14 protein-coding genes are annotated in these 18,732 nt (G+C 40.3%); 7 read left to right on the forward strand and 7 right to left on the reverse strand.

Annotated elements, in window-relative coordinates; all coding sequences use genetic code 11:
- Positions 1 to 211: 211 nt before the first annotated feature.
- On the reverse strand, positions 212 to 2,818 hold the full coding sequence (mutS, locus tag Q1R07_RS00170) for a DNA mismatch repair protein MutS (RefSeq protein ID WP_300484768.1): 2,607 nt from the start codon (positions 2,816 to 2,818) through the stop codon (positions 212 to 214).
- A gap of 146 nt (positions 2,819 to 2,964) precedes the next feature.
- Here mutS and Q1R07_RS00175 point away from each other — a divergent pair, with 146 nt between their 5' ends.
- Positions 2,965 to 3,501: an RNA methyltransferase gene (locus Q1R07_RS00175; RefSeq protein ID WP_300484771.1), complete on the forward strand. Its 537-nt coding sequence runs from the start codon at positions 2,965 to 2,967 to the stop codon at positions 3,499 to 3,501.
- Here the strand turns inward: Q1R07_RS00175 and folK are convergent.
- Positions 3,498 to 4,634: a 2-amino-4-hydroxy-6-hydroxymethyldihydropteridine diphosphokinase gene (gene folK, locus Q1R07_RS00180; RefSeq protein ID WP_300484772.1), complete on the reverse strand. Its 1,137-nt coding sequence runs from the start codon at positions 4,632 to 4,634 to the stop codon at positions 3,498 to 3,500. The two genes, Q1R07_RS00175 and folK, sit on opposite strands and share 4 nt — an antisense overlap.
- Positions 4,635 to 4,748: 114 nt before the next feature.
- On the opposite strand from folK, the gene sppA reads away from it, so the two are divergent.
- Together sppA and Q1R07_RS00190 are read left to right on the forward strand one after the other, a co-directional pair.
- Positions 4,749 to 6,521 carry a signal peptide peptidase SppA gene (sppA, locus tag Q1R07_RS00185; protein WP_300484773.1) on the forward strand — a complete coding sequence of 591 codons (1,773 nt, stop codon included), beginning with the start codon at positions 4,749 to 4,751 and terminating at the stop codon, positions 6,519 to 6,521.
- A gap of 168 nt (positions 6,522 to 6,689) precedes the next feature.
- A complete protein-coding gene (locus Q1R07_RS00190; RefSeq protein ID WP_300484775.1) occupies positions 6,690 to 9,296 on the forward strand; it encodes an AsmA family protein in 2,607 nt (868 codons plus the stop codon).
- Between the two features lie 104 nt (positions 9,297 to 9,400).
- On the opposite strand, the gene Q1R07_RS00195 is transcribed toward Q1R07_RS00190, so the two are convergent.
- The gene (locus tag Q1R07_RS00195) at positions 9,401 to 10,195 is read right to left on the reverse strand and encodes a DUF2797 domain-containing protein (protein WP_300484776.1); all 795 of its coding nucleotides are present in this window, start codon (positions 10,193 to 10,195) and stop codon (positions 9,401 to 9,403) included.
- A gap of 149 nt (positions 10,196 to 10,344) precedes the next feature.
- Between Q1R07_RS00195 and Q1R07_RS00200 the strand changes: the two genes are divergently transcribed.
- Positions 10,345 to 11,871 carry a GH3 auxin-responsive promoter family protein gene (locus Q1R07_RS00200; protein ID WP_300484777.1) on the forward strand — a complete coding sequence of 509 codons (1,527 nt, stop codon included), beginning with the start codon at positions 10,345 to 10,347 and terminating at the stop codon, positions 11,869 to 11,871.
- Positions 11,872 to 11,873: 2 nt separating this feature from the next.
- Complete coding sequence (locus Q1R07_RS00205; RefSeq protein WP_300484779.1) at positions 11,874 to 12,029, forward strand: hypothetical protein; 156 nt, start codon at positions 11,874 to 11,876, stop codon at positions 12,027 to 12,029.
- Between the two features lie 46 nt (positions 12,030 to 12,075).
- On the opposite strand, the gene Q1R07_RS00210 is transcribed toward Q1R07_RS00205, so the two are convergent.
- The 4 genes from Q1R07_RS00210 to Q1R07_RS00225 form a co-directional block, all read right to left on the reverse strand.
- A complete protein-coding gene (locus Q1R07_RS00210) occupies positions 12,076 to 12,318 on the reverse strand; it encodes a hypothetical protein (RefSeq protein WP_300484782.1) in 243 nt (80 codons plus the stop codon).
- 207 nt (positions 12,319 to 12,525) lie between these two features.
- The gene (locus tag Q1R07_RS00215) at positions 12,526 to 14,667 is read right to left on the reverse strand and encodes a S46 family peptidase (protein ID WP_300484783.1); all 2,142 of its coding nucleotides are present in this window, start codon (positions 14,665 to 14,667) and stop codon (positions 12,526 to 12,528) included.
- A gap of 27 nt (positions 14,668 to 14,694) precedes the next feature.
- Positions 14,695 to 15,144 carry a GNAT family N-acetyltransferase gene (locus tag Q1R07_RS00220; protein WP_300484785.1) on the reverse strand — a complete coding sequence of 150 codons (450 nt, stop codon included), beginning with the start codon at positions 15,142 to 15,144 and terminating at the stop codon, positions 14,695 to 14,697.
- Positions 15,128 to 16,375 (reverse strand): glycosyltransferase N-terminal domain-containing protein, encoded by a 1,248-nt coding sequence (locus Q1R07_RS00225; protein WP_300484788.1) that lies wholly within the window; start codon positions 16,373 to 16,375, stop codon positions 15,128 to 15,130. The genes Q1R07_RS00220 and Q1R07_RS00225 overlap by 17 nt, the downstream gene beginning before the upstream one ends.
- 139 nt (positions 16,376 to 16,514) lie before the next feature.
- Here Q1R07_RS00225 and Q1R07_RS00230 point away from each other — a divergent pair, with 139 nt between their 5' ends.
- Positions 16,515 to 17,645, forward strand: a complete 1,131-nt coding sequence (locus Q1R07_RS00230; protein ID WP_300484790.1) for a DegT/DnrJ/EryC1/StrS family aminotransferase — start codon at positions 16,515 to 16,517, stop codon at positions 17,643 to 17,645.
- 38 nt (positions 17,646 to 17,683) lie between these two features.
- Entirely contained in the window at positions 17,684 to 18,700 is a 1,017-nt protein-coding gene (gene galE, locus Q1R07_RS00235; RefSeq protein WP_300484792.1) for a UDP-glucose 4-epimerase GalE, read from the forward strand.
- The last annotated feature ends 32 nt before the right edge of the window (positions 18,701 to 18,732 follow it).

The raw sequence follows: 18,732 nt of genomic DNA on the forward strand, positions 1-18,732 counted from the left end.
AACGGGGTTCGAACCCGCGACCTCAACCTTGGCAAGGTTGCGCTCTACCAACTGAGCTATTTTCGCATTTTATTTTTTCTTAGAACGTCGCTATACTTGTTCTGTATTGCGGATGCAAATTTAGTACATAAATCTAATTATACAAGTCTTTTCCTGAAAAAAAATAAAATCTTTTTTTAATGTATTGATAACCTTTAGGTTAATTGTGGAATTATTTTTTGGTTAGCATTCGTTTGATCTCGTTCAGCTTCATCAGCGCTTCCACAGGCGTTAGCGTGTTGATATCCGTATTGAGAATTTCATCCTTGATTTCTTCCAATAACGGATCGTCCAGACTAAAAATACTCAGCTGCATTTCGTCTTTATCCGACTTTACGCCGGCCAAAGCTTCGCTCGAATGATCCTTTTCAAGCTTTTTAAGCAATTTCTGGGCTTTCTGAATCACCGTTTGGGGCATTCCGGCCATCTTGGCCACATGAATACCAAAACTGTGTGCACTGCCGCCTTTTACAAGCTTACGGATAAAAAGCACGTTGTCTTTTAATTCCTTTACCGAAACGTTGAAATTCTGAATACCGTCAAAGATCACTTCCATTTCGTTTAACTCATGGTAATGGGTGGCAAACAGCGTCTTTGGCTTTGCCGGATGTTCGTGAAGATATTCTGCAATCGCCCATGCAATCGAAATACCGTCATACGTACTCGTTCCACGGCCAATTTCATCCAGTAATACCAGACTTCGATCGGAAATATTGTTCAAAATAGAGGCCGTTTCGTTCATTTCGACCATAAAAGTCGATTCGCCCATCGAAATGTTATCCGACGCACCAACACGGGTAAAGATCTTATCGACAATTCCCATTCGGACACTTTCGGCCGGAACAAAACTTCCCATTTGTGCTAGCAATACGATCAATGCTGTCTGACGTAAAATAGCCGATTTACCGGACATATTCGGACCGGTAATCATAATAATCTGCTGGGTTTTGTTATCCAGAAAAACATCGTTGGCAATATACGGAACACCAATTGGTAGCTGTTTTTCAATAACCGGGTGACGCCCGTTTGTAATTTCCAGCTCAAAACTTTCGTCAATTGTCGGTTGAATATAATGATTCTCGATCGCCAGTTGCGAAAAAGAAGTCAAACAGTCCAGTTGTGCGACCAGATTGGCGTTTACCTGTACCGCTTTGATATAGGTCGATACCCATAATACCAGTTGCTCGAACAATTCCAGTTCCAGTTTGTAAATCTTTTCCTCGGCACCTAAAATCTTACTTTCGTATTCTTTTAGCTCTTCGGTAATATAACGCTCGGCATTCACTAAGGTCTGCTTGCGGATCCATTCGGACGGAACCTTGTCTTTATGGGTGTTTCGGACTTCAATATAGTAGCCGAATACATTGTTAAAGGATACTTTTAACGACGGAATACCGGTTTTTTCGCTTTCACGGGTTTCCAAAGCTTCCAGGTATTCTTTTCCGGAAAAAGCAATACGGCGCAGTTCATCCAGTTCGTCGTGGATTCCGGTCGCAATAGCGTTTCCTTTGTTGATCGCTACCGGAGCATCGGGATTTAGATTGGCTTTGATTTTCTCGCGTAATACATCACAGGAATGCAGTTTTTCGCCAATGTTTTTGACCGATGGATTGCTGCTTTCCTGAGCGATGGTTTTAATCGGAATAATCGCATCCAGAGAATTAGACAGGTAAATTAACTCACGCGGACTTACCTTTCCGGTGGCGACTTTCGAAATCAAACGTTCCAGATCGGAGATTTGTTTGATCTGATATTGTACTTTTTGTAATTCCTCCTGATTTTCTTTAAAATAGGCCACCACATTATGACGTTCTTTTACGCGATCGGCATCCTTTAACGGAAGTGCCAACCAGCGTTTTAGCAAACGACTTCCCATAGGCGAAAGCGTTCGGTCGATTACGTCTAATAAAGTCACTGCATTTGGATTTGTACTGTGGTACAATTCCAGATTGCGAATCGTAAAGCGATCCATCCAAACATAAGCGTCTTCGGCTATACGATGGATAGAGGTAATATGTTGTATTTTGTTATGTTGTGTTTCGGATAGGTAATATAAAATCGCGCCCGAGGCAATTAAACCTTCGGGAAGCTCGTCCACGCCAAATCCTTTTAGGGAGTTGGATTGAAAATGATTGGTAAGCGTTTCAAAGGCGTAATCTTCCTTGTAAATCCAGTCTTCCAGAAAAAAAGCATGAAAATGCTCGCCAAAAGTTTCTTTAAACTGATTTTTATGGTTTTTAGGTACCAGAATTTCACTCGGACTAAAATTTTGAAGCAGCTTGTCGATATACTCGGCATTTCCCTGTGAGGTTAAAAATTCACCGGTCGATACATCCAAAAAGGAAACACCTAATGTTTTTTTGCCAAAGTGTACCGAAGCCAAAAAGTTATTCGATTTGGAATGCAATACTTCGTCGTTTAAAGCAACTCCCGGTGTAACCAGTTCGGTAACCCCACGTTTTACGATCGTTTTGGTCATTTTCGGATCTTCCAGCTGATCGCAAATGGCTACACGTAGTCCGGCTTTTACCAGTTTCGGCAAATAGGTGTTTAACGAATGATGCGGGAATCCGGCCAATGCGGTTTCCGAATCCGATCCGGCACCGCGTTTGGTTAAGGTAATGCCTAAAATTTGAGAGGCACGAACGGCATCGTCACCAAAAGTTTCGTAAAAATCGCCCACGCGGAACAATAAACAGGCATCGGGATATTTTCGCTTGATCTCATTGTATTGCTTCATTAAAGGGGTTTCCTTCGGTGTTTTTTCTTTTGTTGACAAGGCTTTTCGATTTTATGTTTTGTAAAAAGCGAAAGTAAGGATTTTTTAGAAAAAGTAAAGGGGACAATCCGAACTTAATGTTTGTCATAAAGCCGGTTTACTATCGGATTTTATGATTAATTTTGCCGTTTAGTATTGGAAAAAAGATGAGAAAACTAGCGAATAGCGAATTAGAGCGAAAAAACATATCCGAATTCAAGGAAGCCGAAAAAACACCGATTATAATTGTATTGGACGATATCCGGAGTTTACATAATATCGGATCGGTTTTTAGAACGGCGGATGCCTTTCTGATCGAAAAGATTTATCTGTGCGGCATTACGGCGACGCCTCCGAATAAGGAAATTCATAAGACCGCTTTGGGTGCGACCGATACGGTAGCCTGGGAATATGCAAAAGATGTATTGGAAGTGATCGAAAATCTGAAAAAGGAAAAAGTATCGGTTTTTGCAATCGAACAGGTGGAACATTCGGTATTCTTACAGGATTTTATTCCGGAAGCGGATGCCAAATATGCGCTGGTTTTTGGAAATGAAGTAAAAGGTGTCGCGCAACAGGCGATCGATGCTGCCGATGGAACGATCGAAATTCCGCAATTGGGAACCAAACATTCGTTGAATATCTCCGTTAGTGCCGGAATTGTGGTTTGGGATCTATTCCGAAAAATGGAGTTCGGAGGTTAGACTTTTATTTTCGCGGAAATCATATCCAGAATCTGAAGGTAGTCTTCTTGGTTTTCCACAAAGTCATAATCGGACACATCGATAATTAATACGTTGAGGTTACTTTGCGATTTGATATAATCCAGGTAACCTCTGTTTATTTTGTCCAGATATTCGGCCGGGATTTCCTGTTCGTACGAACGACCTCTTTTGCGGATGTTTTCCAACAGGCGTGGTGTGTTCTGATACAGGTACACATACAATCCGGGTTTGGGCATTTCTTTATAAATGATGTCAAACATCGTTTTGTACAATCGAAATTCATCTTCGCCTAAGGTTACTTTGGCAAAAATCAACGATTTAAAAATATGGTAGTCGGCGACAATAAAGTCTTTAAAAAGGTCGAATTGCGCCAGGTCATCGGACAATTGTAAATAACGATCGGCCAAAAACGACATCTCCAATGGAAACGCATAGCGCGCCTGATCTTTGTAAAATTTTGGAAGAAACGGATTGTCGGCAAAACCTTCCAGAATTAATTTGGCGTTAAAATCTTCCGAAATCTTGGTGGCAAGGGTTGTTTTTCCGGCGCCAATGTTTCCTTCTATCGCGATATAGTTAAAATGTTGCAGTTCGAATTTTTCAATAGGCGAAGCAAGCTTGCCCACTACGGTACACGTACTGTTGTCGGAAGTAATAGCGATCAGTTCGGGAATGCTTTTCTTTAAAACCGGATGTATCCAATCCAGGCGCAGGTCGTTTAGCGGTTGTAGCACAAACAAACGGTGTTGCATTTGTGGATGCGGAACCTGCAAATCTGGAGTATCAATGATCATTTCGTCGCAACTGATAATATCCAGATCGATCGTGCGTGCCTGATAGCCTTCCTGAGTGCTGCGGATGCGCCCCAGTGTTTTTTCGATAGCCAAAATCTTTTCCAGTACGGTTTCAACCGAACGATGCGTGTGAAGTACCAATGCGCAGTTATAAAAGGCATCGCTTTCAAATCCCCATGATGGCGTCTCGTAAAGTCGTGATATACGAATAACGGTGCCTATGTTTTTATGAATCAGGTTAATGGCGTTTTGAATGTTTTCAATACGGTTTCCCTGGTTGCTTCCTAATGATACTACTACTTGATTCTGACTGCGCATACGGCAAAATAACTAAAAGAATTTTAGAATTAAAGTATATTTGTTGGAAGTGTTGATAAATTGTTTTGTAACAATTATGGAAAAACACCTACTTATTATAAAAACGAAAAAGAAATGAGATTTTTAGGAAACGTACTGGCTACCATAGTAGGACTATTTGTGTTTTTTATGGTACTGTTTTTCGGAATTGTACTTATTGGGGCAATTTTCGGAGGCGATAGCGATAAAGTAAAAATAAAAGACAATTCGGTTATCGAACTCGATTTGTCGGAAGTAAAACAGGATTACGGCGGGAAATTCAATTTTACGGATTTTAATTATTTCGAAGCCAAACATGACGGTGTTGTCGATGTATTAAATGCGATTGAGGCGGCTAAGACTGATGATAAAATCAAAGGGATTTCGATCGTAAACAATACGGCAATGATTGGTATTGCACAGCGTAAAGCGGTTCGTGACAAACTGGAAGATTTTAAAAAATCAGGAAAGTTTGTGGTAGCCTACGCCAATGCCTATTCACAAGGGGAATATTACCTGGATTCCGTTGCGGATACCTTATATGTGAATCCGGTAGGCGAATTGGATTTTAAAGGTCTTTCTACCGAAATCTTATTCTTTAAAGATTTTCAGGATAAAACCGGTGTGAAAATGGAAGTAATCCGTCACGGAAAATACAAAAGTGCCGTAGAGCCGTTTTTAGAAAACGAAATGAGTCCGGCCAACCGCGAGCAGATGACGGTTTTACTGAATTCAATCTGGTCTACCGTAGTGGATGATATTTCCAAAAGCCGTAAAATTTCTGTAGATAGCCTAAATGCGATTGCCAATAATCTTGGTGCCAGAACACCGGAATTGGCAAAAGCTAAAAAATTAATCGATAAAATCGGTTATGAAGACGAGTATCATAACGGTATCCGTCGCGCTTTAAAAGTAGAAAAAGACGAAGAATACAATAAAGTTGACATTCTGGATTATGCCCGTAACGTAGCCAATACAAACGATAGTTATACGGCTAAAGATCGTATCGCGATTATTTATGCGCAAGGTGAAATTCTTTCCGGTGAAGGCGATGTAAGCTATATCGGCGAAGGTTCAATGCGTCGTTCGTTAGAGGATGCGCGTAACGACGATAATGTAAAAGCGGTTGTTTTACGTATCGACAGTCCGGGAGGTAGTGCGCTGACTTCGGAATTAATCTGGAGAGAAATCGAACTGACCAAAAAGAAAAAACCGGTAGTGGTTTCTATGGGGAATCTGGCGGCTTCGGGAGGTTATTATATCGCTTGTAATGCCAATACCATTTTTGCCGAACCAAATACCATCACCGGATCAATAGGGGTTTTCGGAACATTGCCAAACTTTAGTCCGTTGGCTAAAAAAATAGGAATCAATGCCGAGCAGGTAAAAACACACCAAAATGCATCCGGTTACAGTGTTTTTGAACCGCTGGATGAAAACTATAAAAATGTAGTGTTGGAAGGTGTGGAGCATATCTATAATACCTTTGTAAGTCGTGTGGCTGCCGGAAGAAAAATGACATTTGCTCAGGTGGATAGTATTGCTCAGGGACGTGTTTGGGCTGGGAAAGACGCCATTAAAATCGGATTGGTCGATAAAATGGGCGGATTGGATCAGGCAATCAAACATGCGGCTTCATTGGCAAAAATCAAAGAATACAAAACGGAAGATTATCCGGAATACAACAAAACGGTACAGGATATGCTTCGCGGTTTAACCGGAGGTAGTGTATCGATGTTCCAAAGCCGTGAAGCGTTGATCAAAGAACAAATCGGAGACGAAGGCTATCAGGTAATCGAACAAATTCGAAGAGCTAAACAACAACGAGGTGTTCAGGCATTGATGCCATTCGAATTGGTGATTCAATAAGATCCCGTATTGTAGAGAAATGCTACAAATTCCGGTGAAAAGTTTCCGGAAAACAAAATAAATACAGCCTTTTAAAGGCTTTTTACAACAAACCAACTTATTTTCTGTTATCAGTAAATAAGTTGGTTTAATTTTTGTAGTAAATTCGTAAGATAAATATTTCGAGTTATGTTAAAGAAAATCCTAAAAGGTTTCGGTATCTTTTTACTGTTATCGATAATTACGCTGGCGGCGGTTCCGTTTATGTTTAAAGACAAAATCAAGGAGTTGGTTGCCAAAGCCATTAATGAAAATGTAGATGCCAAAGTCGCTTTTGAAGATGTGGATCTGAGTTTGTTTAAAAGCTTTCCCAATGCGAACATTACAATCGATAAGATTAGTGTGATCAATAAAGCGCCGTTCGAAGGGGATACGCTTTTTTATTCCGGCGAGGTAAACCTGAAAATGTCCATTAAGGAGTTGTTTAAAAAAGACGGCGAAGCGATGAAAATCGACGGTTTCTACTCGAAAGACGGCGTCGTGAACATCATCTTTAATAAAGACGGCCTTGGGAATTTTGACATTGCGTTAAAAGATCAGAAAGAAAACGAACCGTCCGAAAGTAAGCCGTTTGCGCTTAATCTGAAAAAATACGAGATCGAAAACCTGCGTTTTACGTATAGTGACGAGAAGTCCAAAATCAAAATGGTGGTGGATAGCCTGAATCACGAAGGAACGGGGAATTTTGCCGCTCAGAAATTGGATTTGGCAACAAAATCGTCGGCCAAATTGTCTTTGGACATGGACAAGGTGAAGTATATGAAAAACGTATCGCTTAACCTGGATGCGGTTTTAGGAATTGACTTAGAAAAACAAAAATATACTTTTAAGGAGAATAAAGCACTGATCAACCAGTTACCGCTGGAGTTTGATGGCTTTATTCAAATGGTGGAAAACGGTCAGGAATATGATCTTAAATTTAAAACGCCTACTTCTTCGTTTAAAAACTTCCTTGGGTTAGTGCCGGAAGCCTATGCCGGAAATCTGAATACGGTAAAAACAACGGGTGATTTTAAAGTGAACGGTACGGTTAAAGGAGCGCTTACCGATACGACGGTTCCTAAATTCAATATCGAAATTGCCTCCGATAATGCATCGTTCCAATATCCGGACTTACCGAAATCGGTACAAAATATCGTGATCGATACGCATATTGTAAACGAAACGGGATTGATGAACGATACCTATGTAAATCTGGATAAATTGTCATTCCGTATTGATCAGGATGTGTTTAATGCGAAAGCCAATATCAAAAATATTACACAAAATGCGTTGGTAGATGCCGAATTAAAAGGAGTGATCAATCTGGCAAATGTAACCAAAGCCTATCCGGTAAAACTGGAAAAACCGCTATCTGGAATTTTAAAAGCCAATGTGGTAACGAAGTTTGATATGAAATCGGTGGAAACAAGCCAGTATCAGAACATACAAAATTCCGGAAATATCAGCCTGACCGGGTTTAATTATGCCGGTCCGGAATTGGCGAAACCGATCCAGATCAAACAGGCGACTGTGGCTTTTAATCCAAACCAGATCCGATTGAATCAATTGGATGCGGTAACCGGTAAATCGGATATTAAAGTAACCGGAACATTGGATAATTTCTACGGATTTGTCTTTAAAAAACAGGTCCTAAAAGGGAATTTCGATATGAGTTCGAATCAGTTGTTAGTGTCGGATTTTATGACGCCATCGGCACCGGAAGCTGCGCAAACGAAAACGGCTGCGCCTAAGGAAGCGGTGAAAATCCCGGCTTTCCTGGATTGTACTATTACAGCCAAAGCCAATACGGTGGTATATGATAATTTGACGTTAAAAGCGGTTTCTGGAAAAATGATCATTAAAGATGAAGCGGTAAAACTGGAAAACGTAAAAACATCGATGTTCGACGGTCAGATTGGGGTAGATGGTATGGTGTCGACCAAAGGAGCGGTGCCGAAGTTTGATATGAATCTGGGACTAAATGCCGTGGATATTGCCAAGTCGTTTACACAATTGGATATGTTGAAATCGATTGCGCCGATTGCCGGTGTGATCAATGGAAAACTGAATTCGACAATCAAGTTATCCGGAAATCTGGATGCCAAAGAGATGACGCCGGATCTGAAAACGATTTCCGGGGATTTATTAGGGCAGTTATTGTCGACATCGATCAATGCAAAGAATTCGAATTTATTGAATGCTTTGGATGGAAACCTGAAGTTTATCGATTTGGATAAGTTAAATCTGAACAACCTAAAAGCGCATTTGTCGTTCGATAATGGAAAGGTAAATGTAAAACCATTCGATATCAAATATCAGGATATTAAAGTGACGGTTGGTGGACAACACGGTTTTGATCAATCAATGAATTACAATCTGAAATTCGATGTGCCGGCGAAATACCTGGGATCGGATGTGAATAAGTTGTTAGCGAAGTTATCGCCTTCGGATGCGAATAAATTACAGGATATACCGGTCAATGCAATTTTAACCGGAAGCTTTAAAAATCCTAAGGTTTCAACCGATTTAAACCAGGCAGTTACCAATATTTCAAATCAGTTAATTCAACAACAAAAAGATAAACTGATCAATCAGGGAACCGGAGCATTGGAAAATCTTTTAGGTGGTGGTAAAAAGAATACCGGAACCGGAACAACGGCCGATACAACCAAAACCAAACCGAAAGACGATATTAAAAATACGGCTGCGAATGCCATAAAGGGGCTGTTCGGGAAAAAGAAAAAAGAAGAATAAAACAGAAGGCTATCCAAACGGATAGCCTTTTTTGTGTCTTTATTTTGCATCTAAACTTTACACCTGACAGGTTTTCGAAACCTGTCAGGTGTTATAACTAAATTTTACATTGTAATTTTAACAACATAACCCTCAAAGGTTCGGATATTAAAAACGGTACCGTCTTCAAAAATCAGGTACTGTCCTTTAATTCCGGTTAGTCGTCCGTTAAAAACCGGCGTTTTATCCAGACTTAGGCTGCTGACTTTCTTCGGATATTGAAGAACCGGATAGTCCAGATGGTATAGTTTTTCCGGTGTTGGTGCGAAATACGGTTTTACTTCGTCCGGTAACAACGATTCTAACTTATTCCGTTCGGATACAATATCCACTGCAGGAACTTCATTTTGCAACATTTTTCGCCAGTTGGTTTTGTCGGAAAAATGATCTTTTAGTGCGACCTCGGCGATTCCGGCCAGATAACGATTCGGAACTTCTACGATCGGAACGGCTTCAATGGCACCCTGATCGATCCAACGCGTCGGAACCTGGGTTTTTCGGGTAACGCCTACTTTGACTTCGCTGGACAAGGCCAGGTATACAATATGGGGCTGTAACTGGACTCTTTTTTCATATTCCAAATCCCGGTCTTCTATGTCAAGATGTGCGGTGCTGAGTTCTGGTTTCATAATCCAGTCACCGGCCGAAGCACTCGACATAAAGCAGTCATAACAAAATCCCTGTCTGAAAATCTTTTTTTTCTTGCCACAGTTCAGACATTGATAGCCTTGAAAAGCAATCTCCAACTCTTTATTTAGTAATTGGTTGACATTCAAAAAACTGTTTTCAAAAACAAGGTAATATTGTATCGGATTCCCGATTTCCGTTTGCATCTTGGTCAGTACGCCGTCGTATTGCATTTTATAAATTTCAGGTTTAAGTATTAGGATTTGCAGTGAAGCCGAGTGTTTCCTGCTGTTTTTTTCTTATTTTTGGTAATGATGTAAAAGTACAAACTTTGGTTTGAATAATGCCAAAACAAATCTTTTTAACCGGAATATACTAAAATATGGCCCTGACAATAATTAACTCGATTGCTTCCTGGATACTGAAAAAACGAATTCATCAAATGGAATTGTTTCTGAAATACCCCAATGAAGTCCAGGAAGAACTGCTGTTTAGCTTATTGCGTACGGCTGAGCCTACCATTATTGGTCAGAAATATGAATTTTTGTCCATCAGAAGCTATAAAACGTTTGCAGAGCGCGTTCCGGTATCGACCTATGAAGAACTGGAGCCGTTGATCGAAAGAACCCGAAAAGGGGAGCAAAATGTGTTTTGGAATACCCCTATCAAATGGTTTGCGAAGTCAAGTGGAACAACGAATGCAAAAAGTAAGTTTATCCCGGTGAGTAGCGAAGCTTTGGAAGATTGTCATTATAAGGCCAGTAAAGATTTGCTGTGTTTGTACCTGAATAATAATGAAAATTCGCAGTTGTTTACGGGAAAGAGTCTCCGCTTGGGAGGAAGTAAGCAATTGTATGAAGATAACAATACGTTTTTTGGCGATTTGTCGGCGATCCTGATCGATAATATGCCTTTCTGGGCCGAATTCAGCAGTACGCCAAGTAACAAGGTGTCGTTAATGAGTGAATGGGAATCCAAAATCCAGGCAATCATACAGGAAACGGTTATGGAAAATGTAACCAGTTTTGCCGGAGTGCCTTCCTGGATGTTGGTATTGTTAAATCGGGTTTTGGAAGAGACCGGAAAAAACAACCTGGTGGAATTATGGCCTAATGTTGAGGTGTATTTCCATGGCGGAGTGAGTTTTGAACCATATCGCGAGCAGTACAAACGATTATTGCCAAAAGAGGATTTTCGTTATTACGAAATTTATAATGCCTCTGAAGGGTTTTTTGCGATTCAGGATCTGAATAATTCCAATGATTTGTTGTTGATGCTGGATTACGGGATTTTCTACGAATTTATCCCGATGGATGCTTTTGGAACACCGGAACAGAAAGTGATCCGCTTGTCGGAAGTGGAGTTAAATAAAAACTATGCGGTGGTGATTACAACCAATTCCGGTTTGTGGCGTTATCTGATAGGGGATACGGTGCGTTTTACCTCATTAAATCCGTATCGTATTAAAGTAACCGGAAGAACAAAACACCATATCAATGTATTTGGGGAGGAGTTGATGGTCGAAAATACCGATAAGGCGATCGCTAAGGCTTGTCAGGAGACGAATTCCGAGGTAATCGATTATACAGTGGCACCAATCTTTATGAAAGGCCGCGAAAAAGGAGCGCACGAATGGATGATTGAGTTCCGTAGAAAACCGGAGAATATCGAGCTTTTCCGTAAAAAACTGGACGAAGCCTTACAAACGGTGAACTCCGATTATGAGGCAAAACGATACAATAATATGACACTGAATCCGTTAGTGTTGAATGTGGCACGAACCAACCTGTTTTACGACTGGTTAAAAGAACAGGATAAACTGGGCGGACAACATAAAATTCCACGACTATCGAATAGTCGGGAGTATCTGGATCGACTGAAAGCGTTACAATATATCCAAATTGAATGATTATGAAAAAACTGATTGTTTTTATAGCGGCAGGAGTGCTTTTTGCTTCCTGTGGTCCCAAACGCTTAGGGTGCGGTCCGCGAAGATGTGATGTCGATAGTAAAAAGGTAGAATCCAAATCGGATATAGTAACTCGAAAAGCTGCTAAAACGGCATAAAAAAACCTCGCAATTGCGAGGTTTTAAAATTCTTAGAAAGTTCTAATTATTTTTTTGCAGCGTCAGCAGCTGGAGCAGCAGCTTCAGTAGCTGGAGCAGCCTCAGTAGCTGGAGCAGCTTCAGTAGTAGCAGCAGCAGAGTCAACAGTAGTAGCAGCAGCTTCTACAGCCTCTTCAGCAGGAGCAGCAACTTCTTCAGTTACAGGCTCTTCAGTTTTAGTTTCTTTACAAGAAACGAAAGAAACACTCATCATAGCTACTAATGCTAAGCTTAAAACAACTTTTTTCATCTTACTAAATTATAAAGGTTAATTATTAATTCGGAGCAAAGATATAAAATTTTTGATACGTAATAATATTTACTAAAATATTTTTTGCTCCCGGATTATGTTTTTTTTTGAAAAAACAGTCAGCTCACTTACAAAATGCCCCTTTTTGCTGGGTTTTCTGTTGTAACTGACTGTTTTTTAATATTTTGCGCGGTTGAAAAAAAGCGATTATTTTTTCTTGTTTTGAACGATTTTCATCTCGTCAACAAGGTGTTTTGCCCCCGCATATTTGTCAATAATGAACAAAACATAGCGAATATCGACCATAATGTTGCGGCAAATCGCCGGATCGTAGTGGATATCGCTCATCGTTCCTTCCCAAACACGGTCGAAATTTAACCCGATAAGGTTTCCTTCTGCATCCAAAGCCGGACTTCCGGAATTACCACCCGTTGTATGGTTTGTTCCGATAAAACATACCGGCATACGTCCTTTTTCAGCATACTGTCCGTAATCTTTATTATTATATAAGGAGATTAATTTGGCAGGTACGTCAAATTCATAATCACCCGGTACGTATTTTTCGATCACACCATCCAAATAGGTCATTGGCTCGTAGATCACCGCATCGCTAGGACTATAGCCTTTTACTTTTCCGTAGGTAACACGTAAGGTACTGTTCGCATCCGGGAAAATACGGTTATTCGGGAATAGCTCCAGAATAGCTTTCATATACGTACGTTGTAAAGCGATGTTTTTAAGATTCAACTCGTCGTATTTTGGCGCTACGTTTTTAAGGTAACTATCAGCCATCGATTTGACCAACTGGAATCCTTTATCGTTATTGATGCGTTCGATTACCGTTTTGGCATCACCATTCAATAATTCTTTTAAACCATTATAACTGGTTAGTTTGGACTGGCTGTAAACTTCTTGAGTCAGTTTTTTAGTGTCGGCATTTGTCAAACTAGCCGGTAAAAATTGTTTTGGCGATTTGGTAGCATATAAAGCGATTAGCTGTTCGAAAACTTTTTCGTCAACATTTGCATTAAAATCTTTGTATAAATCTTCAAAACCGGCAATCAGGTTGTTTTTACGATCGTTAAAAGCTTGTTCGCCTTTAGCATTGTAAACTTGTTCCAATTGGAATAAACGGTATCCGAAACTCAATAATTCGGTATTTCGTAGAACCACTTCGGTATAATAATCACGGCTCAGGGCATACGGAGCGATTTCAGTATAGTTCTTTTTAAAATCAGCTAACAAATTGCCATATTCGGCCTGTTTCCCGGATTTTGCTACTTTGTCCTGGAATTCCTGCTCAAACTTCTGTTTGATCGCCAGGGCGTTTGATTTTTTTAAACCTTTGGTTTCGCCGATCCATTTTTTCCAATAGTTCGCAATGCTGGCATATTTGGACGCATATTGGATTTTGATCGCGTTGTCTTTACGCATAAAACCGTCCTGAACTTTTAAAGCGGCATCACGCACTTCGATTTTTGCCGGATTCAGATCGTTTACAATTTGCGCTACAGCATACGACGGAAGGTATTCCTGAGTACGACCCGGGTAACCCATTACCATTGTGAAATCGTTTTCTTTAACGCCTTTTATAGAAACCGGGAAGAAATGTTTCGGTTTGTACGGTACGTTATCTTTGGAATATGCAGCCGGACGGTTGTTTTTGTCGGCATAGATTCGGAATAAAGAAAAATCTCCGGTATGGCGTGGCCAAACCCAGTTATCGGTATCCGATCCGAATTTTCCGATTGATGATGGCGGAGCACCAACCAAACGAACATCGGTATAGGTTTCTGTTAGGAACAAAATATACTGGTTTCCGTCATAAAAAGTACGGATTTTGTTTTCCTGCCAGGATTCTTTTGGCAACGTACGGCTTAGGGTACTGATGTTTTCCTGGATTTTCTTTTGCTTGTCGGCTTCACTTGTTAATGCGGCAACGCCTTCCAGTACTTTATTGGTTACATCTTCAATTTTTACAATAAAAGTTACTTCCAGATCTTTGTTCGGTAGTTCGTCTTCTTGTTTCATTGCCCAGAATCCATTGGTCAAATAGTCATGATCAACAGTTGAGTGGGACTGGATTTCGCCATATCCACAGTGGTGGTTGGTTAATAATAAACCTTTGGAAGAAATGACTTCTGAGGTACAACCACCGTTAAAATGCGGTACGGCATCTTTTAAACTGGATTTGTTGACATCATAAATATCGGCTGCCGATATTTTCATTCCTAAGGTTTTCATCTCTTTTTCGTTCATTCCTTTTAAAAGCGAAGGAATCCACATTCCGCCCTGTTGCGCGGAAACCGGTAAAACGAACAATAGGACAAGTAGTCTTAAAAGTTTCATTGGATTGTTTTTATTTGATTATTTTGGTTATACGACTTTGTATTTCATGATTTTACGGTTGTGATCGGTAAAATTCTGGGCAAGATACAATTTTTGAGCCTTTTCGTTATGGTTTTCGACTTCCAGGTAAAGAACTTTTAACTTTAATTTAAGAGCTTCCGACTGGATAAAATGGATGGCTTCCTTGCCGATTCCTTTGCCGCGGGCTTTTTCAGAAAGGTATAATTCGTCTAAAAAGGCATAACGGCCTTTGTATTCAAAACTAAAAATAAAAGTAAGAATCACATAGCCTACCAGAATATCATCCGAATAAATCAGCCAGGCTTTTCCATGATTTTCATTTTCAAGAAACGTTGCAAAAAGCGATTCGGTGGTTGGAATATCGATAGGATAGTTGTCGATGGCATAGAAATCCTGCATCATCGCAATGATGTCGGGAATATGCTGATGGTCCAAAGGTTTAAACTGCGTATTCATTTTTAATATGGTTTACAATGCTTTTGGTAGCATTTTGATTCATTTGTACAAAGGTGCTGCAAATATGACCTTTTTCGAAACGGATATCCTCGTTCTGAATCAGGTTGGAGAACGCTTCATCCAGTTCTTTTTGATTCGAAATGGAAGTACAGCCTTCCATGTTAACCAAGGCTATGGCCTCGGCAAAATGGGAAAAATTAGGGCCAATTACAATCGGTACGCCAAAAGTGGCCGGTTCCAATATGTTGTGAACGCCCGGTTTACCAAAACCACCGCCTACATAAGCAATATCGGCGTAACTGTATATTTTGGTCAGTATACCAATGGTGTCGATAATAAAAACGTCGTAATCGCTTAAATCGGTAATCGAATCTTTTTCGGAAAATAAAACCGTTTTTCGGGAAATGCTTTTTTGGAGTTCCTGAATTTGTTCGGATTTAATGTTATGGGGCGCTATGATAAATTTAACCGGATCGGTGCAGCGGTTGATATAATCCACAAGCAAAGTTTCGTCTTTTGGCCACGAACTGCCAATGACGATAGTAGTTGTGTCGGCTTTAAAGTTTTCGATAAAATCAAGGGTATTGTCGCGTTCCAAGATGGCCGAAACCCGGTCAAATCGGGTGTCACCGCTCACTTTTACATTGTGAAATCCGATGCTTTGTAAAAGCTGTTTTGATTTTTCATTCTGAACAAAAAAGTAACGGAAGCTTTTTAGTGCATTTCGGTAAAACGAACCATACCATTTAAAGAACGATTGTTTTTCGCGGAAAATACCGGAAACCAGATAGGTCGGAATTTGTTGTTGTTTTAAAACGTCCAGGTAATTGGGCCAGTATTCGTATTTGATGAAAAATACAAGATCAGGATGAACGGTTTTGATAAAACGAACGGCATTCGATCGGGTGTCCAACGGTAAATATACGGTTACATCGGCTACGGTATTGTTTTTCCGAACTTCATAACCCGATGGGGAAAAGAAAGTCAGTACAATTTTATGCGACGGATAATTGGTTTTGATTTGTTCCATTACCGGAAGTCCTTGTTCGTATTCGCCCAGTGACGCGGCATGGAACCAGATGGTTTTATCCGTAGGTTGTATTGCGGATTCCAACGTGGTGAAAACATTTTTCCGGCCTTCGGTAAACAACTTGATTTTAGGGCTTACCATAGCAATAAAACGGATCAGAAAACCAGCCATCCGAACCAGTAAATCGTATAAAAAAAACATAGGCGAAAATTTGTGTCGCTAAATTACGGTTCTTTACGTTAATTTGATTGGTGTAACGTCATTAAATGAGTATTTTTGCTTGTTTTAATTCCTTTTGGGAAAGGAATTTCGAATCGTTACAAAGCAATTTAGAAAGCACATGAAAAAAATACAAATGGTTGATCTTAAAGGTCAATACGAACAAATAAAAGAGCAGGTTAACCAGTCGATCCAGGAAGTGCTGGATACGACGGCATTTATCAATGGTCCGCAGGTACATCAATTCCAAAAGGCATTAGAAGATTATCTGGATGTAAAACACGTTATTCCGTGTGCGAATGGTACCGATGCACTTCAGATCGCAATGATGGGATTGGGATTACAACCCGGAGACGAGGTGATTACAGCCGATTTTACGTTTGCGGCAACGGTTGAGGTAATTGCCTTGTTGCAACTGACTCCGGTTTTGGTAGATGTTGATCCGGATACGTTTAATATTTCGGTGGACGCAATTAAAAAAGCGATCACGCCAAAAACGAAAGCGATTGTTCCGGTACATATGTTCGGACAGGCGGCAAATATGGAAGCCATCATGGCGGTTGCAAACGAACACAATCTGTTTGTGATCGAAGATAATGCACAGGCAATCGGAGCCAATTATGAATATGCCGATGGTAGTAAAAAGAAAGTAGGAACGATTGGACATGTGGCGTCGACCTCATTTTTCCCGTCTAAAAACTTAGGATGCTATGGTGATGGTGGTGCAATTTTTACCAACGACGATGAATTGGCTTATAAATTACGCGGAATTGTAAACCACGGAATGTATGTGCGTTACCATCATGATGTAGTGGGCGTGAATTCCCGTTTAGACAGTATGCAGGCGGCGGTTTTAAACGCGAAGTTACCAAAGCTGGATATCTATAATGATGCACGTCAGTTAGCGGCTCAAAAATATGATGCGGCTTTTGCAGGACATGCCAATATTGTAACTCCGGTTGTAAAAGGCGATAAAGGAAGCCATGTGTTTCATCAGTATACCTTGCGAATTCTGAACGCCGATCGCAATGCATTGATGCAACACCTGATCGATAAAGGTATTCCGTGTGCGATTTATTACCCGATTCCGTTACACAGTCAGAAAGCATATGCCGATAGTCGTTATAATGAAGCCGATTTCCCAGTGACCAATCAATTGGTGAATGAAGTGATTTCATTACCAATGCATACCGAATTGGATGACGAACAGATTAAATTTATTACCGATAGTATTCTGGAATTTTTAAAATAAACCTTTTCGCGTATATTCGTGTTCATATTCAAAAATAAATGAAAGTAGTTGTTACCGGAGGTTTAGGTTTTATAGGATCCCATACTGTAGTAGAATTATACCGTCAGGGTTTTGAAGTGGTTATTGTCGACAATCTGTCCAATTCGTCTATAGATGTTTTGACAGGTATTGAGAAAATAATTGGTATAAAACCGGTGTTTGAGCAAATTGATTTGCGTGATAAAACTGTTGTAACCGCTTTTTTTGAAAAACACAACGATATTACCGGTGTTATTCATTTTGCCGCTTCAAAAGCAGTGGGCGAAAGTGTGGAAAATCCGTTGCTGTATTATGAGAATAATATTGCATCGTTGGTTTATTTGTTACAGGAATTACAGAAGAAAAAAGAATCGTATTTTATTTTCAGTTCTTCGTGTACCGTATACGGACAGGCCGAAAATATGCCGATCACGGAGTGTGCTTCGGTTCAACCGGCGATGTCACCCTATGGAAACACCAAACGAATAGGAGAAGAAATTATTACCGATGTAACGAAGGTTTCCGGTATCAATGCGATACTACTACGTTATTTTAATCCGATTGGAGCCCACGAAACAGCCGAAATAGGTGAACTTCCCGTTGGTGTACCACAAAACCTGGTGCCGTTTATTACGCAAACAGCTATTGGTATCCGTAAGGAATTGTCGGTGTATGGTGATGATTATCCAACAGCCGATGGTACTTGTATCCGTGATTATATTCATGTAGTCGATCTGGCTAAAGCGCATGTTGTGGCTTTACAGCGATTAATTGATCATAAAAATGAAAGTAAGGTTGAGGTGTTTAATGTCGGAACCGGAAAAGGAAGTTCCGTATTGGAAGTGATCCGTACCTTCGAAAAGGTGAGTGGAAAACCGTTGCCCTATAAAATCGTTGGTCGACGTGAAGGGGATATTATTGAAGCCTATGCGAATACCGACAGAGCAAACCAGATATTGGGCTGGAAAGCGGAATTAACGCTGGAAGAAGCGTTGGGCGCTGCCTGGAAATGGGAACAGAAAGTTCGAAATATATAAAATAAAAAATCCCGACTATAAGTCGGGATTTT

Origin of the sequence: Flavobacterium sp. (assembly GCF_030146175.1) — a bacterium.
Lineage (GTDB): Bacteria > Bacteroidota > Bacteroidia > Flavobacteriales > Flavobacteriaceae > Flavobacterium.

Bases quoted from the DNA above. Each gene is read 5' to 3' on its own strand.
- Q1R07_RS00175 (WP_300484771.1), top strand. From the start codon at position 2,965: ATGAGAAAACTAGCGAATAGCGAATTAGAGCGAAAAAACATATCCGAA.
- folK (WP_300484772.1), bottom strand. From the start codon at position 4,634: ATGCGCAGTCAGAATCAAGTAGTAGTATCATTAGGAAGCAACCAGGGA.
- sppA (WP_300484773.1), top strand. From the start codon at position 4,749: ATGAGATTTTTAGGAAACGTACTGGCTACCATAGTAGGACTATTTGTG.
- Q1R07_RS00190 (WP_300484775.1), top strand. From the start codon at position 6,690: ATGTTAAAGAAAATCCTAAAAGGTTTCGGTATCTTTTTACTGTTATCG.
- Q1R07_RS00195 (WP_300484776.1), bottom strand. From the start codon at position 10,195: ATGCAATACGACGGCGTACTGACCAAGATGCAAACGGAAATCGGGAAT.
- Q1R07_RS00200 (WP_300484777.1), top strand. From the start codon at position 10,345: ATGGCCCTGACAATAATTAACTCGATTGCTTCCTGGATACTGAAAAAA.
- Q1R07_RS00205 (WP_300484779.1), top strand. From the start codon at position 11,874: ATGAAAAAACTGATTGTTTTTATAGCGGCAGGAGTGCTTTTTGCTTCC.
- Q1R07_RS00210 (WP_300484782.1), bottom strand. From the start codon at position 12,318: ATGAAAAAAGTTGTTTTAAGCTTAGCATTAGTAGCTATGATGAGTGTT.
- Q1R07_RS00215 (WP_300484783.1), bottom strand. From the start codon at position 14,667: ATGAAACTTTTAAGACTACTTGTCCTATTGTTCGTTTTACCGGTTTCC.
- Q1R07_RS00220 (WP_300484785.1), bottom strand. From the start codon at position 15,144: ATGAATACGCAGTTTAAACCTTTGGACCATCAGCATATTCCCGACATC.
- Q1R07_RS00225 (WP_300484788.1), bottom strand. From the start codon at position 16,375: ATGTTTTTTTTATACGATTTACTGGTTCGGATGGCTGGTTTTCTGATC.
- Q1R07_RS00230 (WP_300484790.1), top strand. From the start codon at position 16,515: ATGAAAAAAATACAAATGGTTGATCTTAAAGGTCAATACGAACAAATA.
- galE (WP_300484792.1), top strand. From the start codon at position 17,684: ATGAAAGTAGTTGTTACCGGAGGTTTAGGTTTTATAGGATCCCATACT.